General features: G+C 70.5%; 23 protein-coding genes. 13 read left to right on the top strand and 10 right to left on the bottom strand.

Annotation, left to right across the window (positions count from 1 at the left end; genetic code table 11):
* Nucleotides 1-89 precede the first annotated feature (89 nt).
* Nucleotides 90-1,097: a CopD family protein gene (locus tag ABKA17_RS32475; RefSeq protein ID WP_353695890.1), complete on the bottom strand. Its 1,008-nt coding sequence runs from the start codon at nucleotides 1,095-1,097 to the stop codon at nucleotides 90-92.
* Between the two features lie 147 nt (nucleotides 1,098-1,244).
* Nucleotides 1,245-2,552: a CoA transferase gene (locus tag ABKA17_RS32470; protein ID WP_353695889.1), complete on the bottom strand. Its 1,308-nt coding sequence runs from the start codon at nucleotides 2,550-2,552 to the stop codon at nucleotides 1,245-1,247.
* A 385-nt stretch (nucleotides 2,553-2,937) separates the two neighbouring features.
* Here ABKA17_RS32470 and ABKA17_RS32465 point away from each other — a divergent pair, with 385 nt between their 5' ends.
* A complete protein-coding gene (locus ABKA17_RS32465; RefSeq protein WP_353695888.1) occupies nucleotides 2,938-3,618 on the top strand; it encodes a hypothetical protein in 681 nt (226 codons plus the stop codon).
* Complete coding sequence (locus tag ABKA17_RS32460) at nucleotides 3,615-4,010, top strand: DUF6281 family protein (RefSeq protein WP_353695887.1); 396 nt, start codon at nucleotides 3,615-3,617, stop codon at nucleotides 4,008-4,010. The genes ABKA17_RS32465 and ABKA17_RS32460 overlap by 4 nt, the downstream gene beginning before the upstream one ends.
* A 71-nt stretch (nucleotides 4,011-4,081) precedes the next feature.
* On the opposite strand, the gene ABKA17_RS32455 is transcribed toward ABKA17_RS32460, so the two are convergent.
* Nucleotides 4,082-5,611 (bottom strand): S8 family peptidase, encoded by a 1,530-nt coding sequence (locus ABKA17_RS32455; protein WP_353695886.1) that lies wholly within the window; start codon nucleotides 5,609-5,611, stop codon nucleotides 4,082-4,084.
* A gap of 327 nt (nucleotides 5,612-5,938) precedes the next feature.
* Between ABKA17_RS32455 and ABKA17_RS32450 the strand changes: the two genes are divergently transcribed.
* The 3 genes from ABKA17_RS32450 to moaA all read left to right on the top strand — a co-directional run bounded on the left by ABKA17_RS32450 (nucleotide 5,939) and on the right by moaA (nucleotide 9,079).
* The gene (locus tag ABKA17_RS32450) at nucleotides 5,939-6,295 is read left to right on the top strand and encodes a DUF485 domain-containing protein (protein ID WP_353695885.1); all 357 of its coding nucleotides are present in this window, start codon (nucleotides 5,939-5,941) and stop codon (nucleotides 6,293-6,295) included.
* Complete coding sequence (locus ABKA17_RS32445; RefSeq protein WP_353695884.1) at nucleotides 6,292-7,917, top strand: monocarboxylic acid transporter; 1,626 nt, start codon at nucleotides 6,292-6,294, stop codon at nucleotides 7,915-7,917. Before ABKA17_RS32450 ends, ABKA17_RS32445 begins: the two co-directional genes overlap by 4 nt.
* A gap of 172 nt (nucleotides 7,918-8,089) precedes the next feature.
* On the top strand, nucleotides 8,090-9,079 hold the full coding sequence (moaA, locus tag ABKA17_RS32440; protein ID WP_353695883.1) for a GTP 3',8-cyclase MoaA: 990 nt from the start codon (nucleotides 8,090-8,092) through the stop codon (nucleotides 9,077-9,079).
* A gap of 7 nt (nucleotides 9,080-9,086) precedes the next feature.
* Here moaA and ABKA17_RS32435 read toward each other — a convergent pair whose 3' ends face one another.
* Nucleotides 9,087-9,308, bottom strand: a complete 222-nt coding sequence (locus ABKA17_RS32435) for a hypothetical protein (RefSeq protein ID WP_353695882.1) — start codon at nucleotides 9,306-9,308, stop codon at nucleotides 9,087-9,089.
* A gap of 214 nt (nucleotides 9,309-9,522) precedes the next feature.
* On the bottom strand, nucleotides 9,523-9,921 hold the full coding sequence (locus tag ABKA17_RS32430) for a DUF3099 domain-containing protein (protein ID WP_353695881.1): 399 nt from the start codon (nucleotides 9,919-9,921) through the stop codon (nucleotides 9,523-9,525).
* 244 nt (nucleotides 9,922-10,165) lie between these two features.
* Here ABKA17_RS32430 and ABKA17_RS32425 point away from each other — a divergent pair, with 244 nt between their 5' ends.
* Complete coding sequence (locus ABKA17_RS32425; RefSeq protein WP_353695880.1) at nucleotides 10,166-10,444, top strand: GlsB/YeaQ/YmgE family stress response membrane protein; 279 nt, start codon at nucleotides 10,166-10,168, stop codon at nucleotides 10,442-10,444.
* Nucleotides 10,445-10,508: 64 nt separating this feature from the next.
* Here ABKA17_RS32425 and tyrS read toward each other — a convergent pair whose 3' ends face one another.
* From tyrS to ABKA17_RS32410, 3 genes are read right to left on the bottom strand one after another with little or no spacing between them, the layout of a single operon-like run.
* Nucleotides 10,509-11,777 (bottom strand): tyrosine--tRNA ligase, encoded by a 1,269-nt coding sequence (tyrS, locus tag ABKA17_RS32420; protein WP_353695879.1) that lies wholly within the window; start codon nucleotides 11,775-11,777, stop codon nucleotides 10,509-10,511.
* 57 nt (nucleotides 11,778-11,834) lie between these two features.
* A complete protein-coding gene (locus tag ABKA17_RS32415) occupies nucleotides 11,835-13,238 on the bottom strand; it encodes a metallopeptidase TldD-related protein (protein WP_353695878.1) in 1,404 nt (467 codons plus the stop codon).
* Nucleotides 13,235-14,758: a TldD/PmbA family protein gene (locus tag ABKA17_RS32410; protein WP_353695877.1), complete on the bottom strand. Its 1,524-nt coding sequence runs from the start codon at nucleotides 14,756-14,758 to the stop codon at nucleotides 13,235-13,237. The genes ABKA17_RS32415 and ABKA17_RS32410 overlap by 4 nt, the downstream gene beginning before the upstream one ends.
* Nucleotides 14,759-14,998: 240 nt before the next feature.
* On the opposite strand from ABKA17_RS32410, the gene fabG reads away from it, so the two are divergent.
* The 3 genes from fabG to ABKA17_RS32395 all read left to right on the top strand — a co-directional run bounded on the left by fabG (nucleotide 14,999) and on the right by ABKA17_RS32395 (nucleotide 16,984).
* The gene (gene fabG, locus ABKA17_RS32405; protein WP_353695876.1) at nucleotides 14,999-15,718 is read left to right on the top strand and encodes a 3-oxoacyl-[acyl-carrier-protein] reductase; all 720 of its coding nucleotides are present in this window, start codon (nucleotides 14,999-15,001) and stop codon (nucleotides 15,716-15,718) included.
* 5 nt (nucleotides 15,719-15,723) lie between these two features.
* Nucleotides 15,724-16,500, top strand: coding sequence for an enoyl-ACP reductase FabI (gene fabI, locus ABKA17_RS32400; RefSeq protein ID WP_353695875.1), 777 nt, complete (start codon nucleotides 15,724-15,726; stop codon nucleotides 16,498-16,500).
* A gap of 148 nt (nucleotides 16,501-16,648) precedes the next feature.
* Nucleotides 16,649-16,984, top strand: a complete 336-nt coding sequence (locus ABKA17_RS32395) for a hypothetical protein (RefSeq protein WP_353695874.1) — start codon at nucleotides 16,649-16,651, stop codon at nucleotides 16,982-16,984.
* On the opposite strand, the gene ABKA17_RS32390 is transcribed toward ABKA17_RS32395, so the two are convergent.
* Nucleotides 16,965-17,654: a FadR/GntR family transcriptional regulator gene (locus ABKA17_RS32390; protein WP_353695873.1), complete on the bottom strand. Its 690-nt coding sequence runs from the start codon at nucleotides 17,652-17,654 to the stop codon at nucleotides 16,965-16,967. The two genes, ABKA17_RS32395 and ABKA17_RS32390, sit on opposite strands and share 20 nt — an antisense overlap.
* A gap of 70 nt (nucleotides 17,655-17,724) precedes the next feature.
* Here ABKA17_RS32390 and ABKA17_RS32385 point away from each other — a divergent pair, with 70 nt between their 5' ends.
* The 4 genes from ABKA17_RS32385 (at nucleotide 17,725) to ABKA17_RS32370 (ending at nucleotide 20,161) form a co-directional block, all read left to right on the top strand.
* Nucleotides 17,725-19,008, top strand: coding sequence for a CynX/NimT family MFS transporter (locus ABKA17_RS32385; protein ID WP_353695872.1), 1,284 nt, complete (start codon nucleotides 17,725-17,727; stop codon nucleotides 19,006-19,008).
* 49 nt (nucleotides 19,009-19,057) lie between these two features.
* Nucleotides 19,058-19,174, top strand: coding sequence for an SGM_5486 family transporter-associated protein (locus tag ABKA17_RS32380; RefSeq protein ID WP_266829118.1), 117 nt, complete (start codon nucleotides 19,058-19,060; stop codon nucleotides 19,172-19,174).
* A gap of 161 nt (nucleotides 19,175-19,335) precedes the next feature.
* Nucleotides 19,336-19,542 carry a hypothetical protein gene (locus ABKA17_RS32375; RefSeq protein WP_353695871.1) on the top strand — a complete coding sequence of 69 codons (207 nt, stop codon included), beginning with the start codon at nucleotides 19,336-19,338 and terminating at the stop codon, nucleotides 19,540-19,542.
* 100 nt (nucleotides 19,543-19,642) lie between these two features.
* Nucleotides 19,643-20,161 carry a SixA phosphatase family protein gene (locus ABKA17_RS32370; RefSeq protein ID WP_353695870.1) on the top strand — a complete coding sequence of 173 codons (519 nt, stop codon included), beginning with the start codon at nucleotides 19,643-19,645 and terminating at the stop codon, nucleotides 20,159-20,161.
* Between the two features lie 107 nt (nucleotides 20,162-20,268).
* Here ABKA17_RS32370 and serB read toward each other — a convergent pair whose 3' ends face one another.
* Complete coding sequence (gene serB, locus ABKA17_RS32365) at nucleotides 20,269-21,480, bottom strand: phosphoserine phosphatase SerB (protein ID WP_353695869.1); 1,212 nt, start codon at nucleotides 21,478-21,480, stop codon at nucleotides 20,269-20,271.
* Nucleotides 21,481-22,165: the final 685 nt, after the last annotated feature.

Here is a 22,165-nt window from a genome sequence, read left to right as displayed (position 1 = left end):
CGGCCGACCACGCTCCAGGCGGACTCGGCCGAGTCCTCGGAGTCCGCCGAGCATCCGGAGCCTGCCGAGCCCCCCGGCTCGCAAGCGGTTCACCAGCGGATCGGCACCGGCAGCGCCGTCAGCAGCCCCGACATCAGGACCGCCGCGCCCAGCGCGACGACCTCCGCTCGCGCGGGCGAGGCGGCGGTCAGGGGGTCGGGCGCCCGGCGCAGCCGGAACCGGGCCCACAGGGCGAGCGCGGCGACCGTGGCCACCAGCAGCAGCTTGGCGAGCAGCACGCGCCCGTACGCGGTCGCCGTCAGTTGGTCGAGGACCGTGCCCGGCGGCATCCGGCGCAGCGAACTCCACACCCCGGTCGCGGTGATCGCGGCGAGCAGGACGAGCGCCACGCGCGCGTAGCGGCCCAGCAGGACCGCGCCTGCCTCCGAACGACCCCACCCGCGCAGCGTCCGCAGCGCGGACAGCAGCCCGCCCACCCAGAGCGCGGCACAGGTCAGGTGGATCAGCGTCAGCCCCGAGCCGACCAACGGGCTGTCCTCGGTCGTGGGGTGCGCGCGCAGGGCCTCCGCGACGACGACCGCGGCCAGCGGCCAGACCTGCGTGGCCGGGCGGGCCGAACGGGCGCACAGGCCCGCCACGAGGAACGCGTTGACCTCGACCAGGGCGAGCTTGCCGTCCCGGGACGCGTACAGGCCGCCCACGTCGACCTCGGCGAGGCTGTGCGGCACGAGGTTGCCGGTCGCCACGACCGAGGCGAGCCCCAGGGCGGCGGCGAAACCGACGGCGGCCGCGTACGGGGCCCAGCTGCGCGGCGCGGACGGGGGAGCGCCGGGTACGGCACGGACCAGCCGGCGCACGAACAGTTCGCCCACCGGGACGCACAGCGCCGCGAACAGCACCGCCCGCAGCAGCGCGATGCCGCCGACACCGGGCGCCGCGGCCTCCCCGGTGCCGTGCAGCGCGGCGGACGGACCGAGCAGCGGGATCAGCGCGCCGAGGGTCACCAGAACGAGGACGGCGACGGCCCGGCCGGTACCGGGGCGCGGCGCCGGCCCGCTCGCGTCGGGCGCCCCGGTCGTGGGTCTTGTCAAGCTCACCTCATGATCTTCACCAGCTGCCCCAGAACCGGGCAAGTCCAGGAAAACAACTGGCGGTACGGCATTCCGCCCGAAGGTACGTCTTCCGGCCGCCCACCGCTCACGCCCACCCCCTCCATCCGCCCACCCCCTCCATCCGCCCACCGCTCACGCCCACCGCGCGGGATCCGTCCCCCACACCCCCGGCGGCCGAGCCCAGTGCGCCGGCCCGCCCGCGAAGGACACCGGCGACAGGGCGTACCGCAGCCGTCCGAACCCGCTGTCCGTCTCGGCGAGCCAGGCCTCGGGCCCGGTGTGCTCGACGGTGCGAGGAGTATCGCCACGCGAGTCGCCCGGGATCTCGTTCATCAGCCATGCCGCGGTCCGCGCCAGGGCCAGCCGTACGAACCGGCTGCCGCCCTCGTACGACTGCTCCGCGACCGCGCGCAGCACCTCCGCCGCCAGCAGGTACCCCGTGCCGTGGTCGAGGGCCTGCGCGGGCAGTGCCCCCGGCCGCTCCGCCGACCCCTCGATCACCGCGATCCCGGTTGCCACCTGCACGAGACTGTCGAACCCGCGCCGCTCACGCCAGGGTCCGTACGCGCCCCAGGCCGACAACTGGGCCACGACCACGCCCGGCCGCCGCTCCGCCAACGCCTCGGGTGACAGCCCGAACCGGTCCAGGGCGCCCGGCCGGTACCCGGTGACGACCACGTCCGCCGCCGCGAGCAGTTCCTCGAAGGTCCGCCTGTCGGCGGCCAGGTCCAGCGTCGCCGACCGCTTCCCGAACCCTGTGTCGGCGTGCTGGTCGGGGAGTTCGGGCAGCTGCGGCGCGTCAAGGCGCAGCACGTCAGCGCCGAGCAGGGCGAGCGTGCGGGTGGCGACCGGGCCCGCGATCACCCGGGTCAGGTCCAGGACGCGCAGTCCGGCGGCGGGGAGCAGGGGAGCGGCGTCGATCGGCGCGAGCACGCGCGCGGGGGCGGAGTCGAGCCGCCCGCGCTCCACGAGGGGCCGTGCGGCCACGGCTCTGCCCTGCTCGTGTGCGGCCCATTCCTCGGGGGTCCGCAGCGCGACCGCGAGGCCGCCGGCCGCGTTCAGGGCCTCCTCGACCTCCAGGGCGGACCGTTCGGCGAAGGCGGCTTCCAGGGAGTCTGCCGGGCCCATCACCCTGATCAGCCGCTCCCGGTGGTGCGGATAGTTGGCGTGTGTGCGCACCCATCCGTCCGCGGTCCGCCAGAACCGGGACAGCGGGGCGAAGTTGACCGGCGCCCGACCATTGATCAACAGATGCCGCTCACTCGTGAACGCCGTCGCGACGGCACCGTCGTCCATCCGCACGGCGGGCACCTCGTCGAGCCCGGCTCGCCGTGCCCCCAGCTCGGCGGCGGCCAGCGCACACGCACGGACACACGCGCGTGCCAACTCCCGTACAGGAAGCCGCGCCTGAAGAGCGCCTTCGCGCATCACCTCAGTCATGACTTCACTATGCATTATTGATCAAATCAACGTTGATTGAATCAATGTAAAGGTTGCGTCCGTCTGCATGCCGGCCCGGCATCGGGTGAGGGGAGAACAAGCCGTTCCGGCCGACTGCCTCGCCTCTCCCTGTCCGGGATGTTCCGGAACCCGCCCCGGATCCCGGTACGTGCGACCCGTTCGACGACCGGCCGTCCGGCGGACACGTCGCGCCGACGGGACGCATCCGTCGATGCGCGTTCATTTGTCTTGAACTGTGCAAGGTTTTGTGCACAGTTGATGAGTACTGTCACCTGACATTGATCAAGTCCCGTACAGCGGGGCCGATTTCAGGGGGTGGAGAGTGCAGGCGGTCGGGCGGGTCGTCGTCCACGACGGTGCCGGTGTGACCGTCCCCGAGCCGGGCATGGCCGTGAGCGTCGACATGCTGACCGAGGACGGCGCGACACACGGATTCACCTTGGAGGTCGCGACCGACGACAAGGTCTCCTACCTCCTCGAGGGGGCCACCGCGGACTCCTCCACCGAGGCCGAGGTGGACGCCGCCGCCTCCCCGTCGGCATGCAGCGACGGCGCGTACAAGACGGACGACCGCAAGGAGTACGGCACCTACAACTGGTACATCGGCGACGGCGGTCTGCCCGCCGGGCTGTCCAAGACGGACGCCATATGGGCGTTCGGTGACGCCATCGACAACATCACCGACAGCTACAACAACTGCGGCTACAGCGACACGGTCGGTGTCAAGGAGAACTACCTGGCCACCACCAGCCGGGAGGCGAGCGTCAACAAGAGCGTGAGGCCGACGTCCGTTTCAACACGTACGACAAGGACTTCACGAACAAACCGACCAGCAGTTGCGCGAACCGGTTCTTCGATGTGCGCTCCGTCGGTACGCACGAGGCCGGACATGTCTTCGGACTCGGTCATGTCGGGGCCGGGCACGAGAACCTCACCATGTACACGGACTTGTTCAGGTGCAAGACGATCGCCAGGACCCTCGGCAAGGGCGATGTCCTGGCCCTGCGCAGTGTCTACTGGTCAGTCCCCATGCAGGCGTCGATGAGATGGTCCGGGCGATCCGCGGGGCTGCCGCTGCTGATGGCGGCCATGGCCGTGGCGGCCACGGCGTGCACGACGAGCAGCAGCAGTGACGGCGACAGTTCGGCGTCGTGCGCCTACCGGATCCTGTACCAGGACCGGACGTACGAGGACGTCGCGGACGTGACGTTCAAGGCCGGCGGGAAGCTGGGCACCGCCACCCACCCGGCGTGCGACGACACCGGCGGTCAGGACGAGACCCTGCCGGCGGACACGATGACGGCCTACGAGGTGGACGGCGTCCCGGCCGAGGTGGCCATCGCGGTCGGCGACACACCCGCGGACGCGCGACTCGTCGCCGTCTACACGAACAAGGAACTGCCGCCCGAGGTCCGGAAACTGATCGACGGATCCTGACACCCGTACGCGCCGACCGCGCGTGACGTCCGGGCGGCACGGCCTGTCGAGGCCGCGCCGCCCGGTTCGTTCTACTTGACCGCGCGCAGCGCGTTCACGATGCCGTAGCCGTAGAACCCGTTGACCTTCTTGCCGCCCACGCAGGTCGCGTCCTGCGTGCCGTCGCCGTCCTGGTCGTAGGACGCCGGGCAGCCCGGGTTGTCCGCCTGCGCCTTCAGCAGCGCCTGGAGCTGGGCCGGGGACGCCTTCGGGTGCGTCGACTTCAGCAGCGCGGCCACGCCCGCGGCGTGCGGGGAGGCCATCGAGGTGCCCTGGAGGAAGCCGTACGAATTGTTCGGCATGGTCGACAGGATGCGACCGTTCTTCGAGGGGGTGTCCGGGATCTGGTAGAGCCGGTCACCGCCCGGGGCCGCGATGTCGACGACGCGGTAACCGTACGAGGAGTAGTACGACTTGAGGTTGTTCACGCCCGTCGCGCTGACCGTGACGACACCCGGCAGCTGGGTCGGCACGTCGAAGCACTCGTGCGGGTCGACGGTCCGGGTCACCGGAGTGGAGTCGTCGGGGCTGCTGTCGTCGACGAGGGCGTCGGAGTCCAGGTCGTGGTTGGAGTTGCCCGCCGAGGCCAGGTTGAGCGTGCCCTTCTTCTGGGCGTACTTCGAGGCCCGGTTGACCGCGTCGACGATGGCGCGCTGGTCGGGGTCGTCCATGCAGTTGTACAGCCACGGGTCGACGTAGTAGCTGTTGTTCGTGACCTCCACGCCGTGGTCGGCGGCGAACACGAACGCGCAGACGACGCTCTCCGGGTAGAAGAGGCCGTTGCTCGGGTCGGTCACGTTGATGGCCGAGACCTTCACACCGGGCGCGACACCGGCCACACCGATGCCGTTGCGCGCGGCGGCGATCTCACCGGCCACGTGCGTGCCGTGGTAGTCGTCCACGGTGTACGGCCGCCAGGCGCCCGCGGTGGTGTTCGGGACACCGCCGTCGCAGTTGGCGGACTGGGAGGCGGAGAAGTTCGGCGCGATGTCCGGGTGGGTGTCGTCGACGCCGGTGTCGATCACGGCGACGGTGACCTTCTTGCTGCCCGGGTTGATCTGCGCGGCCTTGTCCGCGCCGATCGCCCTGAGGTCCCACTGGTCGGCCTCGAGGGGCTCGCTCCCGGCGTCGGCCGCGGAGGCGCTCTCGATCTTCTCGGCCTGTGCCTTCGTCAGGATCTGGGCCGAGCCCTCGTCCGTGGTGCTCGCGGGGGTCAGCGCTGAGGTGCGCGTCGCGCCCGCGGACTGGACTCCGCGGACCGCGCGTATCTGCGCGCCGAAGTCGGGGTTGGCCGAGTGGACGACGATCACGCCGATCTTGTCGTACGTGATGACGACCGTACCGCCCTTGGCGGCGACGGCCTTCTTCACCGACGAGATCGTCTTGCGATCCACCTTGGTGTTGACGACGTACGACAGGTTGGGCGAGTCCGCGGCCTGTGCGGTCGGCTCCGCGTACGGGGCGGCCGACGCCGCGGCAGGCAGGAAGCCGAGCGAGGCGGTCAGCGAGAGAACGACAGGTACAGCGAGAGCGAGCCGACGTCTGGAACGCAGACGGGACATGGGGTCTCCACATCATCCGGAAACGAAACCGCCCGAGACACAGGTGGTGCTCGGGCAGGTACATGACGGGTGTTGCAGAGCGAAGTTATCCCCCGCAGCCGCCGACCAGCAATGACCTACCCGGGATGACTTCGGAAAGACGCCCGGGTAGTTGAACCGGTCCTAGCGTGCCGCCGTGACCTTGGGCAGGGAGCACGAGCACGATCGAGCCCCCTGAACAACCGCGAGGAACAGAGCCGTCACATGTCCGTCGTACCCAACCCGTCCCCGGACCCCGATCCGTCCCCGTCCACCGTCGTCACAGCACCCGCAACGCGAGGAGACTCCGTGGCCACCGACGCACCGCCCCCCTCGACAGAGCAACACAAACTCCCCAGCACCGAGGAGTTCACCGCGGTGCAGCAGAGCGCCGAGTTCGCCGAACTGCGCCACTCCCACCGCTCCTTCGCCTTCCCGCTGACCGTCGCCTTCATCGCCTGGTACCTGCTGTACGTCCTGCTGTCGAACTTCGCCGGCGGCTTCATGGGCACCAAGCTCTTCGGCAACATCAACGTCGCCTTCGTCCTCGGCATCGCCCAGTTCGTCACCACGTTCCTCATCGCCTGGTGGTACTCGCGGCACGCCGCCGCCAAGCTCGACCCCAAGGCCGAGGCGATCAAGTCCCGCATGGAGGGCGACGCATGAGCATCGCGCAGCAGAGTGTCCTCGCGGCCGGTGAGGCCAGCGAGCACCGACCACTGATCATCAGCCTCTTCGCGGTGTTCGTCGTCGCGACCCTCGTCATCACGGTCTGGGCGGGCCGCCAGACCAAGGACGCCGCCGACTTCTACGCCGGCGGACGCCAGTTCAGCGCCTTCCAGAACGGCCTCGCGGTCTCCGGCGACTACATGTCCGCCGCGTCCTTCCTCGGCATCGCCGGCGCCATCGCCCTCTTCGGCTACGACGGCTTCCTGTACTCCATCGGCTTCCTGGTCGCCTGGCTGGTGGCGCTCCTCCTGGTCGCCGAGCCGCTGCGGAACTCCGGCCGCTACACCATGGGTGACGTCCTGGCGTACCGCATGCGCCAGCGCCCGGTCCGCACCGCGGCCGGCACCTCCACGATCGTCGTCTCGATCTTCTACCTGCTGGCCCAGATGGCCGGCGCCGGCGTCCTCGTCTCGCTGCTGCTCGGCATCACCTCAGACGCGGGCAAGGTCGCCATCGTCGCCCTCGTCGGCATCCTGATGATCGTGTACGTCTCCATCGGCGGCATGAAGGGCACCACCTGGGTCCAGATGGTCAAGGCCGTCCTCCTCATCAGCGGCACGATCCTCATCACGTTCCTGGTGCTGCTGAAGTTCAACTTCAACATCTCCGACCTGCTCGGCACGGCCGCCGAGCGGAGCGGCAAGGGCGACGCCTTCCTGGAGCCCGGCCTCCAGTACGGCGCCACCGGCACCTCCAAGCTGGACTTCATCTCCCTCGGCATCGCCCTGGTGCTCGGCACCGCGGGACTGCCGCACATCCTGATCCGCTTCTACACGGTGCCCAACGCCAAGGCCGCCCGTAAGTCCGTGAACTGGGCCATCGGCATCATCGGCGGCTTCTACCTGATGACGATCGCGCTCGGCTTCGGCGCCGCCGCACTGATCGACCAGAAAGAGATCACCGACTCCAACCCATCGGGCAACACCGCAGCCCCGCTGCTCGCCCTGCACCTGGGCGGCGTCGACTCGGCGTGGGGCGCGATCCTGCTGGCGACGATCTCGGCGGTGGCCTTCGCGACGATCCTCGCGGTGGTCGCGGGCCTGACCCTGGCCTCGTCGTCCTCGTTCGCGCACGACATCTACGCCAACGTCATCCGTAAGGGCCAGGCGTCCGGCAAGGAAGAGGTCCGCGCGGCCCGCTGGGCCACCGTCTTCATCGGCATCGTCTCCATCGGCCTCGGCGCCCTCGCCCGCGACCTCAACGTGGCCGGCCTGGTCGCGCTGGCCTTCGCGGTCGCCGCCTCCGCCAACCTGCCGACCATCCTCTACAGCCTCTTCTGGAAGAGGTTCACCACCCAGGGCGCCCTCTGGTCGATCTACGGCGGTCTCATCGTCGCCGTGGGCCTGGTGCTGTTCTCGCCCGTCGTCTCGGGCGACCCGAAGGCGATGTTCCCGGACGTCGACTTCGCGTACTTCCCGCTGAAGAACCCGGGCATCATCTCCATCCCGTTCGGCTTCGCGATGGGCTGGCTGGGCACCGTCCTGTCCAAGGAGGAGCCCGACGCCGGCAAGTACGCCGAGCTGGAGGTCCGGTCCCTCACCGGCACCGGCGCCCACTAGCGGGACGATCCACCGAGCGGCCGCGTCGTAGGTCTCTACGACGCGGCCGCGTCTTACCTCGTGGGATCGGGGCCTGTCGATGTCAGTGCGGTCACGTAGGCTCGCAAGTGACGGAAGACAAGTGCTCCTCGAGCGCTTCGACAGTGTTTCGCAGACGAGGGAGGGGGCCCACGTGCTCATCGACACCTACGGCCGAGTGGCCACCGACCTGAGGGTCTCGCTGACCGACCGGTGCAACCTGCGCTGTACGTACTGCATGCCCGAGGAGGGCCTGCAGTGGCTGGCCAAGCCCGATCTGCTCACCGACGACGAGATCGTGCGCCTGATCGACATCGCCGTCACCTCCCTCGGTATCGAGGAGGTCCGCTTCACCGGCGGTGAGCCGCTGCTGCGCCCGGGCCTGGTGGGCATCGTGGAGCGGGTCGCGGCCCTGGAGCCCCGCCCGCAGATGTCCCTGACGACCAACGGCATCGGCCTCAAGCGCACCGCGACCGCCCTGAAGGCGGCGGGCCTGGACCGGGTCAACGTCTCGCTGGACACCCTGCGCCCCGACGTCTTCAAGACCCTCACCCGCAGAGACCGCCACAAGGACGTCATCGAGGGCCTGTACGCGGCCCGAGAGGCGGGCCTGACCCCGGTCAAGGTCAACTCGGTCCTGATGCCGGGGCTGAACGACGACGAGGCCCCCGACCTGCTGGCCTGGGCGGTCGAGCACGACTACGAACTGCGGTTCATCGAGCAGATGCCCCTGGACGCCCAGCACGGCTGGAAGCGCGACGGCATGATCACCGCGGGGGACATCCTGACCTCCCTGCGCACCCGCTTCGAGCTGACGGAGGAGGGCTCCGAAAAACGCGGCTCGGCCCCGGCGGAACGCTGGCTGGTGGACGGCGGCCCGCATGTCGTGGGCGTCATCGCCTCGGTCACCCGCCCGTTCTGCGCCGCGTGCGACCGCACCCGCCTCACCGCCGACGGCCAGGTCCGCACCTGCCTGTTCGCGACGGAGGAGACGGACCTGCGCGCGGCCCTGCGCTCGGGCGCCCCGGACGAGGAGATAGCCCGCATCTGGAAGGTCGCGATGTGGGGCAAGAAGGCGGGCGCGGGCCTGGACGACCCGTCGTTCGTACAGCCGGACCGCCCCATGTCGGCGATCGGCGGCTGAGCCACCGCTAAGCCCCTTCGGGCGCCTGCCAGTCCTCGAACTTCACGACGTCCTTGAGGAATCCCCGCACTCCGAGGAACTGGGAGAGATGCTCCCGGTGCTCCTCGCACGCCAGCCATGTCTTGCGGCGCTCCGGCGTGTGGATCTTCGGGTTGTTCCATGCGAGGACCCACACCGCGTCGGCACGGCAGCCCTTGGCTGAGCAGATCGGGGTGGTCTCGTCACTCACTGGTTCGTCTCACAAAGTGCGCTGAACAAGGCGACGCCGAGCAGCCACGGGGGGAGCTGCCCGGCGTCGGTCTGTCGCTCCGACGGGGGATGCGGAGCGCGTAGGAAGTATGTCACGGGTAACCCGTCGCCCGGCACTGGAACAACATGATTGATCTGAGCTTTTCTTGAGCTTGGCACGGAGGTGACTACCGGATCCGAGCCCTCCGCCGAGGTCACGTCCGCTCGCGCGGCTCACCCCGGACACCCGCCGCCGAATCGGCCACACCGTCTTCCGGGAACGGTTCCGCGGACCGCTCCTGCGCCCTCGGCGGGGTGATCATCGGGCGGCTCGGCGCGGTCACGAACGTCGACGGCAGCGACGGGGCGTTCTCCCGCCCCGCGTTGGCGATCACCACCGCGACATAGGGAAGGAGGGCCCCCAGGACCAACGCGACGATCGCGACGTGCCGTTCGACGTTCCAGAGGGCGACCGCGAGGATCACCGACGCCGTACGCACGGCCATCGAGATCACATACCGCCGCTGCCGGGCCCGCACATCGTCCTGAAGCCCCGCGCGGGCACCGGTGATCCGGAAAACCTGGGCGTTGCCTGCCGCATGTTGCTTCCGCATCACATTCCACCATCCGCCCGCATCGGCCTCTCCCCGGCCCGTACCCGCTCCGCCCCCGGCGAGAGAGCCGGGCCCGGACACGTCCTACGTTACGCCGCGCCTCCGCCGCCTACGAGACCGGGGCACCCGCCGCCCGGGCGAACAACCTGCGCCGTAGCGCGTACGGCGCACTCGACATGCGCCGTACGGCGCATGGGCCGACACTGGGCGTAATGCTCACGTCGAGCCGTACTAGGAGGCAGCCATGGGCTGGTTGTGGGCCATCATCGTGGGATTCGTGCTCGGCCTGATCGCGAAGGCGATCCTCCCGGGCAAGCAGCACAGTCCCCTCTGGTTGACGACCATCTTCGGCATGGTGGGCGCCATCGTCGGCAACTCCATCGCACGTGCCGCGGGCGTCGACGAGACCTCCGGCATCGACTGGAGCCGGCACGCCTTCCAGCTCATCGCCGCGATCATCATCGTGGGCGTCGGCGACATGCTGTACATGGCGACGCTGGGCAAGCGGAAGCAGCGAACCTGAGCGACACGGGTACCTACGACGAGAGGGGCGGCCTCCCGCTGGGAGACCGCCCCTCTCGTCGTGCTCAGGCGCCCGTGACCTCGACCGCCGCCAGGTTCTTCTTGCCCCTGCGCAGCACCAGCCAGCGACCGTAGAGCAGGTCCTCCTTGGCGGGGACCGCGTCCTCGGCGATGACCTTCGCGTTGTTCACGTAGGCCCCGCCCTCCTTCACCGTCCGCCGCGCGGCCGACTTGCTGGCGACGAGACCGACCTCGGCGAGCAGGTCGACCACAAGGCCGAGCTCGGTGACCTGGACATGCGGCACCTCGGACAGCGCCGCCGCCAGCGTCTTCTCGTCCAGCTCCGCGAGCTCGCCCTGCCCGAACAGGGCGCGGGACGCGGCGATCACGGCGGCCGTCTGGTCGGCGCCGTGCACCAGCGTCGTCAGCTCCTCCGCCAGCGCCCGCTGCGCCGCACGGGCCTGCGGACGCTCCGCGGTCTGCCGCTCCAGCTCCTCGATCTCCTCGTGGGACCGGAAGCTGAAGATGCGCAGGAACTTGGAGACGTCCCGGTCGTCCGCGTTCAGCCAGAACTGGTAGAAGGCGTACGGCGTGGTCATCTCGGGGTCGAGCCAGACCGTGCCGGACTCCGTCTTGCCGAACTTGGTGCCGTCGGCCTTGGTGATCAGCGGCGTGGCCAGCGCGTGCACCACGGCGTCGGGCTCGACCCGGTGGATCAGGTCGGTGCCCGAGGTGAGGTTGCCCCACTGGTCGCTGCCGCCGGTCTGCAACGTGCAGCCGTGCCTGCGGAACAGCTCCAGGAAGTCCATGCCCTGCAGGATCTGGTAGCTGAACTCGGTGTAGCCGATGCCCGCGTCGGAGTTGAGCCGCCGGGCGACGGCCTCCTTCGCGATCATCTTGTTGACCCGGAAGTACTTGCCGACGTCCCGCAGGAACTCGATGGCCGACAGCCCCTGGGTCCAGTCCAGGTTGTTGACCATGATCGCGGCGTTCGGGCCCTCGAAGTCGAGGAGCGGGGTGATCTGCGCCCGGAGCCGCTCGACCCACTGGGCCACGACGTCCGGCGAGTTCAGGGTCCGCTCCGCGGTCGGCTTGGGGTCGCCGATCAGACCCGTCGCACCGCCCACCAGGCCCAGCGGACGGTTGCCCGCCTGCTGGATCCGGCGCATCGTCAGGATCTGCACGAGGTTGCCGAGGTGCAGGCTGGGCGCGGTCGGGTCGAACCCGCAATAGAACGTGACAGGACCGTCCGCGAACGCCTTGCGCAATGCGTCCTCGTCAGTGGAGAGGGCGATCAGCCCACGCCACTTCAGCTCGTCGACGATGTCCGTCACGGTTCTCGCGTCTCCTTGGATGATCTTCGGGCGGTCGAGTGACAGCCGGTTACGAGGTTATACGCCCCGACTGACAGAGCTCATATTGAAGTCCGGCACCCGCAGGGCCGGCATCGCAGCCCTAGTGAACCAGTCGCTCCATTCCCTCGGCAGCGTCTTTTCGGTGCGCCCGGCCTCGGTGGCCCGGCCCAGCAGATCCACCGGCGACTCGTTGAACCGGAAGTTGTTGACCTCTCCGGTGACCTCGCCGTTCTCGACGAGGTAGACGCCGTCCCGGGTCAGGCCGGTCAGCAGCAGGGTGGCCGGGTCGACCTCGCGGATGTACCACAGGCAGGTCAGCAGCAGCCCGCGCTCGGTGTTCGCGACCATCTCCTCCAGGGAGCGGTCCTCGCCGCCGTCCAGGATCAGGTTGTCGATGCCCGGCGCCACCGGCAGCCCGGTCAGACCCGCGCTGTGTCGGCTGGTCAGCAGACTGCTCAGCTCGCCCGCCCGCATCCACTCGGTGGCCGTCAGCGGCAGTCCGTTGTCGAACACCGACGAGTCGCCGCCGGAGGAGTGCGTGAGCACGAACGGCGAGGACTCCAGGCCCGGCTCGTTCGGGTCGCTGCGCAGTGTCAGCGGCAGCTCGGTCAGCCGGTCGCCGAGCCGGGTGCCGCCGCCGGGCCGGGAGAACACGGTCCGGCCCTCGGCCGCGTCCCGGCCCGATGCCGACCACATCTGGTAGATCAGCAGATCCGCCACGGCGGTCGGCGGCAGCAGCGTCTCGTACCGCCCGGCGGGCAGATCGTGCTTCCGCTCGGCCCAGCCGAGGCGTACGGCGAGCTCGGCGTCCAGCGCCGCCGGGTCGACGTCCTTGAAGTCCCGGGTGGAGCGGCCCGCCCACGCCGAGCGGGTACGGTCCGGGGACTTGGCGTTGAGCTCCAGCGTGCCGTTGGGCTGGTCGTGGCGCAGGCGCAGCCCGGTCGACGTACCGAGGTAGCTGGAGACCAGCTCGTGGTTGGCGAAGCCGTACAGCTCGCGGCCGCCCGCACGCGCGCGTGCGAAGGACTCGCCGAGCGCCGGGGCGAAGTCGGCGAACACCGCGGAGGAGGTCTCGGCGGGCGCGTCCGTGAAGTCGGGGGACGCGGGGACGTCCGTGACCAATGGCTGTGCGTCCTCGGCGGGCGCTGCCCCGCGCGCGGCGGTCTCGGCGGCCCGGACCAGCGACTCCAGCTCGTCCACGGTCACCGCGGCCCGGGAGACGACACCGGAGGCGGTGCCCTCCTTGCCGTCGACCGTCGCGATCACGGTGAGGGTACGCGTGCGTGTGACGCCGTTGGTGGTGAGCGCGTTGCCGGCCCAGCGCAGGTTCGCCGTCGACTGCTCGTCGGCGATGACGACACAGCCGTCGGCGGTGGACAGTTCCAGGGCGCGCTCGACGATCTCGTGCGGCTTGGGCGCCTTGCTGGACTGAGCGCTCATCGACCGGCCTCCTGCGTGGTGTTCAGAATGTTGACGCCCTTGAAGAGGGCGGACGGGCAGCCGTGCGACACCGCGGCCACCTGGCCCGGCTGGGCCTTGCCGCAGTTGAAGGCGCCGCCGAGGACGTACGTCTGCGGACCGCCCACCGCGGCCAGCGAGCCCCAGAAGTCGGTGGTCGTGGCCTGGTAGGCGACGTCCCGCAGCTGGCCGGTGATCCGTCCGTTCTCGATCTTGAAGAAGCGCTGTCCGGTGAACTGGAAGTTGTAGCGCTGCATGTCGATCGACCAGGACCGGTCGCCGACGACGTAGACGCCCCGGTCGACCCCGCCGATCAGGTCCTCCGTCGACATCCCGGCCGGGTCCGGCTGGAGCGACACATTGGCCATGCGCTGCACGGGCACGTGCCCGGGGGAGTCGGCGAATGCGCAGCCGTTGGACCGCTCGAAGCCGGTCAGCTTCGCGATCCGCCGGTCCAGCTGGTAGCCGACGAGCGTGCCGTCCTTGACCAGGTCCCAGGACTGGCCCGCGACGCCCTCGTCGTCGTAGCCGACGGTCGCCAGGCCGTGTTCGGCGGTGCGGTCACCGGTGACGTTCATCAGCTCAGAGCCGTAGCGCAGCTTGCCGAGCTGGTCGAAGGTGGCGAAGGAGGTGCCGGCGTAGGCGGCCTCGTAGCCGAGGGCGCGGTCCAGCTCGGTGGCGTGGCCGATGGACTCGTGGATGGTCAGCCACAGGTTGGAGGGGTCCACGACGAGGTCGTACACGCCCGCCTCGACGCTCGGCGCCCGCATCTTCTCGGCGAGCAGCTCGGGGATTCGGGCCAGTTCCTCGTCCCAGTCCCAGCCGGTGCCCGTGAGGTACTCCCAGCCGCGGCCGACCGGCGGCGCGAGGGTGCGCATGGAGTCGAACTCGCCGCTCGACTCGTCGACCGACACCGCCGTCAGCGACGGGTGCAGCCGGACCCGCTGCTGGGTGGTCACGGTCCCGGCGGTGTCAGCGTAGAACTTGTTCTCGTGCACGGTGAGCAGCGACGCGTCGACGTGGTTGACGCCGTTGGCCGCCAGCAGCCGGGTGCTCCAGTCCGCGAGCAGGGCGGCCTTCTCCTCGTCGGGCACGGTGAACGGATCGATCTCGTACGACGAGATCCACGTCTGCTCGGCGTGCACCGGCTCGTCGGCCAGCTCCACCCGCTCGTCCGACCCCGCGGCCTTGATCACCTGGGCGGACAGCTTCGCCATCGCCACGGCCTGTGAGGCGACCCGCGCGGCCGCGTCCATGCTCAGGTCCACGCCCGAGGCGAAACCCCACGTGCCGCCGTGCACCACCCGCACCGCGTACCCGAGGTCGGTGGTGTCCGACGATCCCGCGGGCTTGGCGTCCCTGAGCCGCCAGGAGGCGCTGCGCACCCGCTCGAACCGGAAGTCCGCGTGCTCGGCGCCCAGCGCACGCGCGCGTGCCAGCGCGGCGTCGGCCAGGGCGCGTAGGGGAAGCGCTGTGAAGGCTTCGTCGATGGAATGAGGCACCGGGACATCTCCCTGCTGTCGTGACCTGTGGACTCCGATCATGTCGTGTGCGCGGCTCCAGGGACCATAAGTTTCGTTGCGTAGTCGGCGGCTTCTGTAGGGATCCGACAGCCAGCCCCCTGAGCCACTGTCGGTGCCCGAATGTCCGCACGCCGGGACAGACAGATAGGTTTCGAAGGAAGCCGCTTGCCATCCAGGTGCCGGGCGGTGAGTACAGACCGCTATCGAAAGGGTGATCCGTTGAGCCGCTCGGTTCTCGTCACCGGAGGCAACCGGGGCATCGGCCTCGCCATCGCCCGAGCTTTCGCCGAAGCCGGCGACAAGGTCGCGATCACATACCGCTCGGGTGAGCCACCGGCCGCCCTGACGGAACTGGGCTGCCTCGCCGTCAAGTGCGACATCACCGACACCGAGCAGGTGGAGCAGGCCTACAAGGAGATCGAGGACGCGCACGGTCCCGTCGAGATCCTGATCGCCAACGCCGGCATCACCAAGGACCAGCTCCTGATGCGGATGTCCGAGGAGGACTTCACGTCCGTCCTCGACACCAACCTCACCGGCACCTTCCGCGTCGTCAAGCGCGCCAACCGCGGCATGCTGCGCGCCAAGAAGGGCCGCGTCGTCCTGATCTCCTCGGTCGTCGGTCTGCTCGGCGGCCCCGGCCAGGCCAACTACGCCGCCTCCAAGGCCGGCCTGGTCGGCTTCGCCCGCTCCCTCGCCCGTGAGCTGGGCTCGCGCAACATCACCTTCAACGTCGTCGCGCCCGGCTTCGTGGACACCGACATGACCAAGGTGCTCACCGACGAGCAGCGCGAGGGCATCATGAAGCAGGTGCCCCTCGGTCGGTACGCGCAGCCGGAGGAGATCGCCGCCGCGGTGCGGTTCCTCGCCTCGGACGACGCCGCGTACATCACTGGAGCCGTCATCCCGGTTGACGGCGGACTGGGAATGGGTCACTGAACACCATGGCTGGAATCCTCGAGGGCAAGAAGATCCTCATCACCGGTGTGCTGATGGAGTCCTCCATCGCCTTCCACACCGCCAAGCTGGCCCAGGAGCAGGGCGCGGAGATCATCCTCACCGCGTGGCCGCGTCCGACGCTGACCGAGCGCATCGCCAAGAAGCTGCCCCGGCCGGAGAAGGTCAAGGTCCTGGAGCTCGACGTCTCCAACGACGAGCACCTGGCCCGCCTGGAGGGCCAGGTCCGTGAGCACCTGGGCGACCGGCTCGACGGTGTCGTGCACTCCATCGGCTTCGCGCCGCAGGACGCGCTCGGCGGCAACTTCCTGAACACGCCGTTCGAGTCCGTGGCCACCGCCATGCACGTCTCCGCCTTCTCCCTGAAGTCGCTGACCATGGCGCTGCTGCCGCTGATGACCGAGGGCGGCTCCGTCGTCGGCCTCACCTTCGACGCGCAGTTCGCCTGGCCGCAGTACGACTGGATGGGCCCGGCCAAGGCCGCCCTGGAGGCCACCAACCGCTACATGGCGCGTGACCTGGGCAAGCACGACATCCGCTGCAACCTGATCTCGGCGGGTCCGATCGGCTCCATGGCCGCGAAGTCGATCCCGGGCTTCGCCGAGCTGGCGTCCGTGTGGGACAGCCGCTCCCCGCTGGAGTGGAAGCTGGAGGACCCGGAGCCGGCCGGCAAGGGCGTCGTCGCCCTGCTGAGCGACTGGTTCCCGAAGACCACCGGCGAGATCGTCCACGTGGACGGCGGTCTGCACGCCATCGGAGCCTGACACTCCGACGAGGAGGGCCCGCGTTCCAGCGAACGCGGGCCCTCACCCGTTCGGCCCATCCGGCCGGGCGGGGACGGCCCGCAACTGCGCACTCTGGATTACGCGTTCACCACGCTTCCCTCCCCAGCACGGCCGAGGAGGTTCCCTTGTGCGCCTGTCCCGCAGCCTGGCCTCGACAGCCGTAGCCGCCGCACTTCTGATGTCCCTGCCGTCCCAGGCGTCGCCGCACGCGCGCGAGGACGAGGCGCCGGACCTGTTCGGAGCGTCCTGCCGCAGCAAGGTCACCGGCTCCCGGGTGACCGCGTACTGCCACAACCCCTACCCGGACGTCGACCGGGTCCGGCTGCACATCGAGTGCGACCGCTGGTGGGACCTCGACAGCGACGGCGCCCCCGTCGAGGCCGGGCCCGCGCAGACCGTACGTCTGCAGGGCCGCTGCTGGAAGGAAGTCCGCTCGGTGTGGGTCAGTCACCAGAGGCGCTGAACAGACCCGGCCTGCACTGGAACGGATAGCTCGCCGCCACCGCCTCGGCCGTGTCCGTGTCGCCCGCGCGGATGGCGTCCACCAGGCCCGAGTGGTCCAGATGCGTCTCCGGCGTCAGTTCCTCGCCGACGTCGTCGCGCAGCCAGTCCCGCAGCACCTCGCCCAGGTCCGCGTACATCGCCGTCATCACGTCGTTGTGGGACGCCGACACCACCGCCAGGTGGAAGGTCGCGTCCGCCGCGACGAAGGCCTCCTTGTCGCCCGACTCCCAGGCCTCCTCGCGCCGCACCAGAAGCGCGTCGAGCTGCTTGAGGTCCTTCTCCGTACGCCGCCCGGCGGCCAGCTTCGCCGCGGCCGACTCCAGCGTGGAGCGCAGCTCGGCGATGTGCCGCGGATCGGCGTCGGCGAAGCGGCGGTGCATCACGCCGGCCAGCTCGCTGGTCGCCACGACATAGGTGCCGGAGCCCTGACGGATGTCCAGCAGGCCGTTGTGCGCGAGGGCGCGGACGGCCTCGCGGACCGTGTTGCGGGCCACCCCGAGCTGCTCCACCAGCTCCGGTTCGGTCGGGATACGGGAGCCGACCGGCCACTCGCCCGAGGTGATCTGCTGCCGCAGCGCGGCGATGACCTGCTCGGACAGCGCCGATCGGCGGGGGTGGCTCAGAGGCATGGCACACCTTCGCACGGGACGGGCGGCACAGGGCTGCCGGGGGATGGACAGCCAATCATCCCATGATTCTATGATGGGTGGCATGGCAAGTGAGGAAACCCGGACGACCATGTCCCCGCCCATCCAGAGCTCGGCGACGAGCGAGCCCCCGGCGACGGCCACGCGCGCGTGGACCGTACGACTGCTCGTGCTCGGCATCGTGCTGGCCGCCGTCAACCTCCGCCCCGCCATCACCAGCCTCGGCGCCCTCCTGGAAGAGGTCCGCGACGGGCTCGGCATGAGCGGCAGCGTGGCCGGAGTGCTGACCTCCGTGCCCCCGCTCTGCTTCGCCGTCTTCGGCGTCACGGCCCCCCGTCTGGCCCGCCGCTTCGGCCCCGGCGCGGTGGTCTGCGCCGGCATGGCCGCCATCACCGCGGGCCTGCTCATACGGCCGTACGCGGGCGGCACCGTGGGCTTCCTGGCCGCCACCGCGCTCGCCCTCATGGGCATCGCCGTCAGCAACGTCCTGATGCCGGTCATCGTCAAGCGCTGGTTCCCGGACCGCGTCGGCTCCATGACCGGCCTCTACTCGATGGCCCTCGCCCTCGGCACCGCGACCGCGGCCGCCGTGACCGTCCCCGTGACCGACCTCCTGGGCGGCAACTGGCAGACAGGACTCGCCCTGTGGGCGGGCCTGGCGGCGGCGGCCGTACTGCCGTGGCTCGGATTCGTACGGCGACCTGGGGAGGCGCCCGCCGAGGCGGCCCCCGCGCGCGAGGAACGGCCCGCGCTGCGGATCACCCGGAGCCGTACCGCCTGGGCGCTCGCCGTCTTCTTCGGGCTCCAGGCCACCGCCGCCTACATCACCATGGGCTGGATGGCACAGATCTTCCGGGACGCGGGCGTGCCCGCGAGCACCGCCGGACTGCTGCTCGCCGTCACGATGGTCATGGGCGTACCGCTCGCCTTCGTCATCCCGCGCGTGGCCACCCGGCTGCCGCACCAGGGGCCGATCGTGGTCGTGCTCGGCGTCTGCGGTCTCGCCGGATACGCCGGCCTCTACTTCGCGCCCGCCGCCGGAGCCTGGGCCTGGGCCGTGCTGCTCGGCGTCGCCAACTGCGCCTTCCCGCTGGCCCTGACGATGGTCGGGATGCGCGCCAGGACCGGCGCGGGCGTCGCCCAGCTGTCGGCCTTCGCGCAGAGCACCGGCTATCTGATCTCCATCCCGGGCCCGCTCCTGGTGGGCGTGCTCTACCAGCACAGCGGCGGCTGGGGCCTGCCGATCGCCCTCATGGCCGGCCTGATGATCCCGCAGACGATCGTGGGCGTCCTCGCGGGACGCGACCGCACCGTCGAGGACGAGGCGGCCCGCTGACGCCACCCCCGGCGGGTTCGGCGCGGGCCCGGGGTGCGAGACTTGCCGCATGCCAGTGCTCGACCCGAACCCCCAGAACGGCCAGAAGAAGATGCTGCTCGTCTTCGGTGCGTTCCTCGCCATCTTCGTGATCATCGCCGTCATCGCGTCGATCGCCTCACCCTGATCCCCGGCGGGGGTGGGGGTAGCCCCACCATCCCCTAGGGGGCGAGTCTCAGGGTCAACTGGGTGGATCACCGGATGGGTTGGGGGCCCGGGATTCCGTAACTTCGAGATGTGACCGCGACGCGGCGGATCACCGGCCACTCGAAGAGACGCGGAGGCACCATGTCGGCCCCTACGCACACCCCGCCCCACCCGGCGACCCGGGGTCGCGTCGACATCCGGCTGCCCTGGTGGGCCCTCGCCCTGCCGACGCTGGCCTTCATCACGCTGCTCGCGCTGATCCTGAACCCGTCCGACGCGCACGCCGCCGCGGGCGACCCGGTGATCACCCGGCTCTTCGAGCGCATACAGCAGCTGGCCACGCGCTGAGCGACCCGGTGGGACCGGTCCGCGGGCACCACCGGACAGCGGTGAAGCCGCATGTCAACTCCCTGCGCCCGATGGCCTGTTTCATGCGAAGCTGGGTCACATGAGCGTCGCAGAACCCCGCAGGATCGTCCTTTTCCGGCATGCGAAAGCCGACTGGCCACAGGTGACCGACCATGAGCGGCCACTCGCCGAGCGGGGCCGGAAGGACGCCGCAGAAGCCGGACGCAGGCTCGCCGACACCGGCATCCCCGTCGACCTGGCCCTGTGCTCCACCGCGACCCGGACCCGCGAGACCTGGAAGCTCGCCGTGCACGAGCTCGCGCACCGGCCGAAAACCGTCTACGAGGAGCGCGTCTACGAGGCCTCGCCCGGCGAGCTGATCGCCGTGCTCAACGAGACCCCCGACGACATCCACAACGCCGTCCTGATCGGCCACAACCCGGGCGTGCAGGGCCTCGCCGACATCCTGGCCGGCGCGGCCGAGGGCGACGCCCGCGAGCGGATGAGCCGCCGCGGCTTCCCGGCCGCCGCCTTCGCCGTCCTGTCCTTCACCGGTTCCTGGAAGTCCCTGGAGCCCGGCGTGGCCACCCTCCTCGACTACTGGGCACCCTCCGAATGATCCGACCGATGTGAGAACCCTGTGCGAAGGGCCCGGCACCATCGTGGTGCCGGGCCCCGCACACGCCGTACGGCGACCGTCGCGCGACGGCCTCCGTGGCGGACGGCTCAGTCGATCTCGTCGTGGGTGTCCGCCGCCTCGACCTCTTCGCGGGTGACGCCCAGCAGATACAGGACGGTGTCCAGGAACGGCACGTTCACCGCGGTGTGGGCGGCCTCCCGCACCACCGGCTTGGCGTTGAAGGCGACACCGAGACCGGCCGCGTTGAGCATGTCCAGGTCGTTGGCACCGTCGCCGATGGCCACGGTCTGCGCCAGCGGCACCCCCGCCTCGGCCGCGAACCGGCGCAGCAGCCGCGCCTTGCCCGCCCGGTCCACGATCTCGCCGGTGACCCGGCCGGTCAGCTTCCCGTCGACGATCTCCAGGGTGTTGGCCTGGGCGAAGTCCAGCCCCAGCCGCTCCTTCAGATCATCGGTGACCTGGGTGAACCCGCCCGAGACCACACCGACTTGGTACCCGAGGCGCTTCAGCGTACGGATCAGGGTGCGGGCGCCCGGAGTGAGCCGCACCTCGGTGCGCACCTTGTCCACGACCGACGCGTCGAGGCCCTCCAGCAGCGCCACGCGCGCGTGCAGCGACTGCTCGAAGTCCAGCTCCCCGCGCATCGCGGCCGCGGTGACCTCGGCGACCTCGTTCTCGCAACCTGCGTGGGCGGCGAAGAGCTCGATCACCTCGTCCTGGATGAGCGTGGAGTCCACGTCCATCACGACCAGCCGCTGCGCCCTGCGGTGCAGCCCGGCCGCGACGACGGCGACGTCCACGCCGAGCGCGGCCGCGTCCGTGACCAGCGCGGTCCGCAAGGGTTCGGTCTCCACGCCGGACACCGCGAACTCCACGGCGGTCACCGGGTACTTGGCGAGCCGGAAGATACGGTCGATGTTGCCGCCGGCCTTGGTGATCCGGGCGGCGGTCGCGGCGGTCGCCTCCGCGGTCAGCGGATGCCCGAGTACGGTCACGAGCGAACGGCCGAGCCCACGGGGCCGGTTGTCGCCGAGGCCGGAGATGATCTCGGCCTGCATCTTCATCGACTCCGCCCAGCTGTGGACGGTCGCCCGCAGATCACCCTCCAACCCGCGCGGCGGCTCGGTCACGAGCGCGCACAGCACCATGCGGCCACGGGTGACGACCTGCTCGATGTCGACCACGTCGACGGAGTAGGCGGCGAGAGTGTCGAAGAGTCCGGCTGTGATGCCCGGCCTGTCCTTGCCGAAGATCTTGACGAGAAGAGTGGGGACGTCGGAGGTCTGCGCAGCGCTCATGGTGTACCCACCGTATCCGGCACCCAGTGCCTTTCGCCCCTGAGGTCCGCCTGGCGGACAGAGAACACTGAGCGTCGCTCAAGTGGCGCGGAGCTTACGTGACGGCCACGGCTCCATGGGTGCACACCGGGTGGCCGGACCGGCGTTTACCGGCCACCCGCTGAACGACTCCGTCCGCATCACCCGCGCCCCTTCGGCCTTCCCGGCGGCGGAGGCGGTGGTGGGGGTGGGGGAGGCGGCGGTCCGTCGTTCGACCTGGACGGCTCGCCCCCGCCGGGCCGCCCGGCGCCGGGCTTGCGCGACGACCGGGGCGGAGGGTCGATGGGCCGCACCATCGTGGGAGCGCCGTACATGTCGTCACCGCTCGGCGCCGATTCACCGGACGGCTCGTCGGACTCCCCGTCGGCCCCCCTGTCCTCACCGGACGGAGTCCTCCCGGCCCGCCAGGCACCCTCGCCGGGCTGAGCCCCGTGCCCCGGAGGAGCTCCGGAGGGCGAGCGCCCCTGCCCGGCAGCCGGCGGCGCCCCCGGACGCCAGGCCCCCTCGCCGGAGGGCTCCCCCTGCCCCGGCCGAGCCCCACCCGACGGACCGGACGGAACCTCACCCGGCGGCCGACCCTGTCCCGGCTGAGCCCGCCCCGGCGACGCACCTCGACGCGGCCGCGCATCCGCCGGCGGAGGCGCTC

This window comes from Streptomyces sp. RG80, from assembly GCF_040446465.1.
GTDB lineage: Bacteria > Actinomycetota > Actinomycetes > Streptomycetales > Streptomycetaceae > Streptomyces.
The sequence above is the reverse complement of the archived record's forward strand: the minus strand, read 5'-3'. Positions and strand labels throughout refer to the sequence as shown.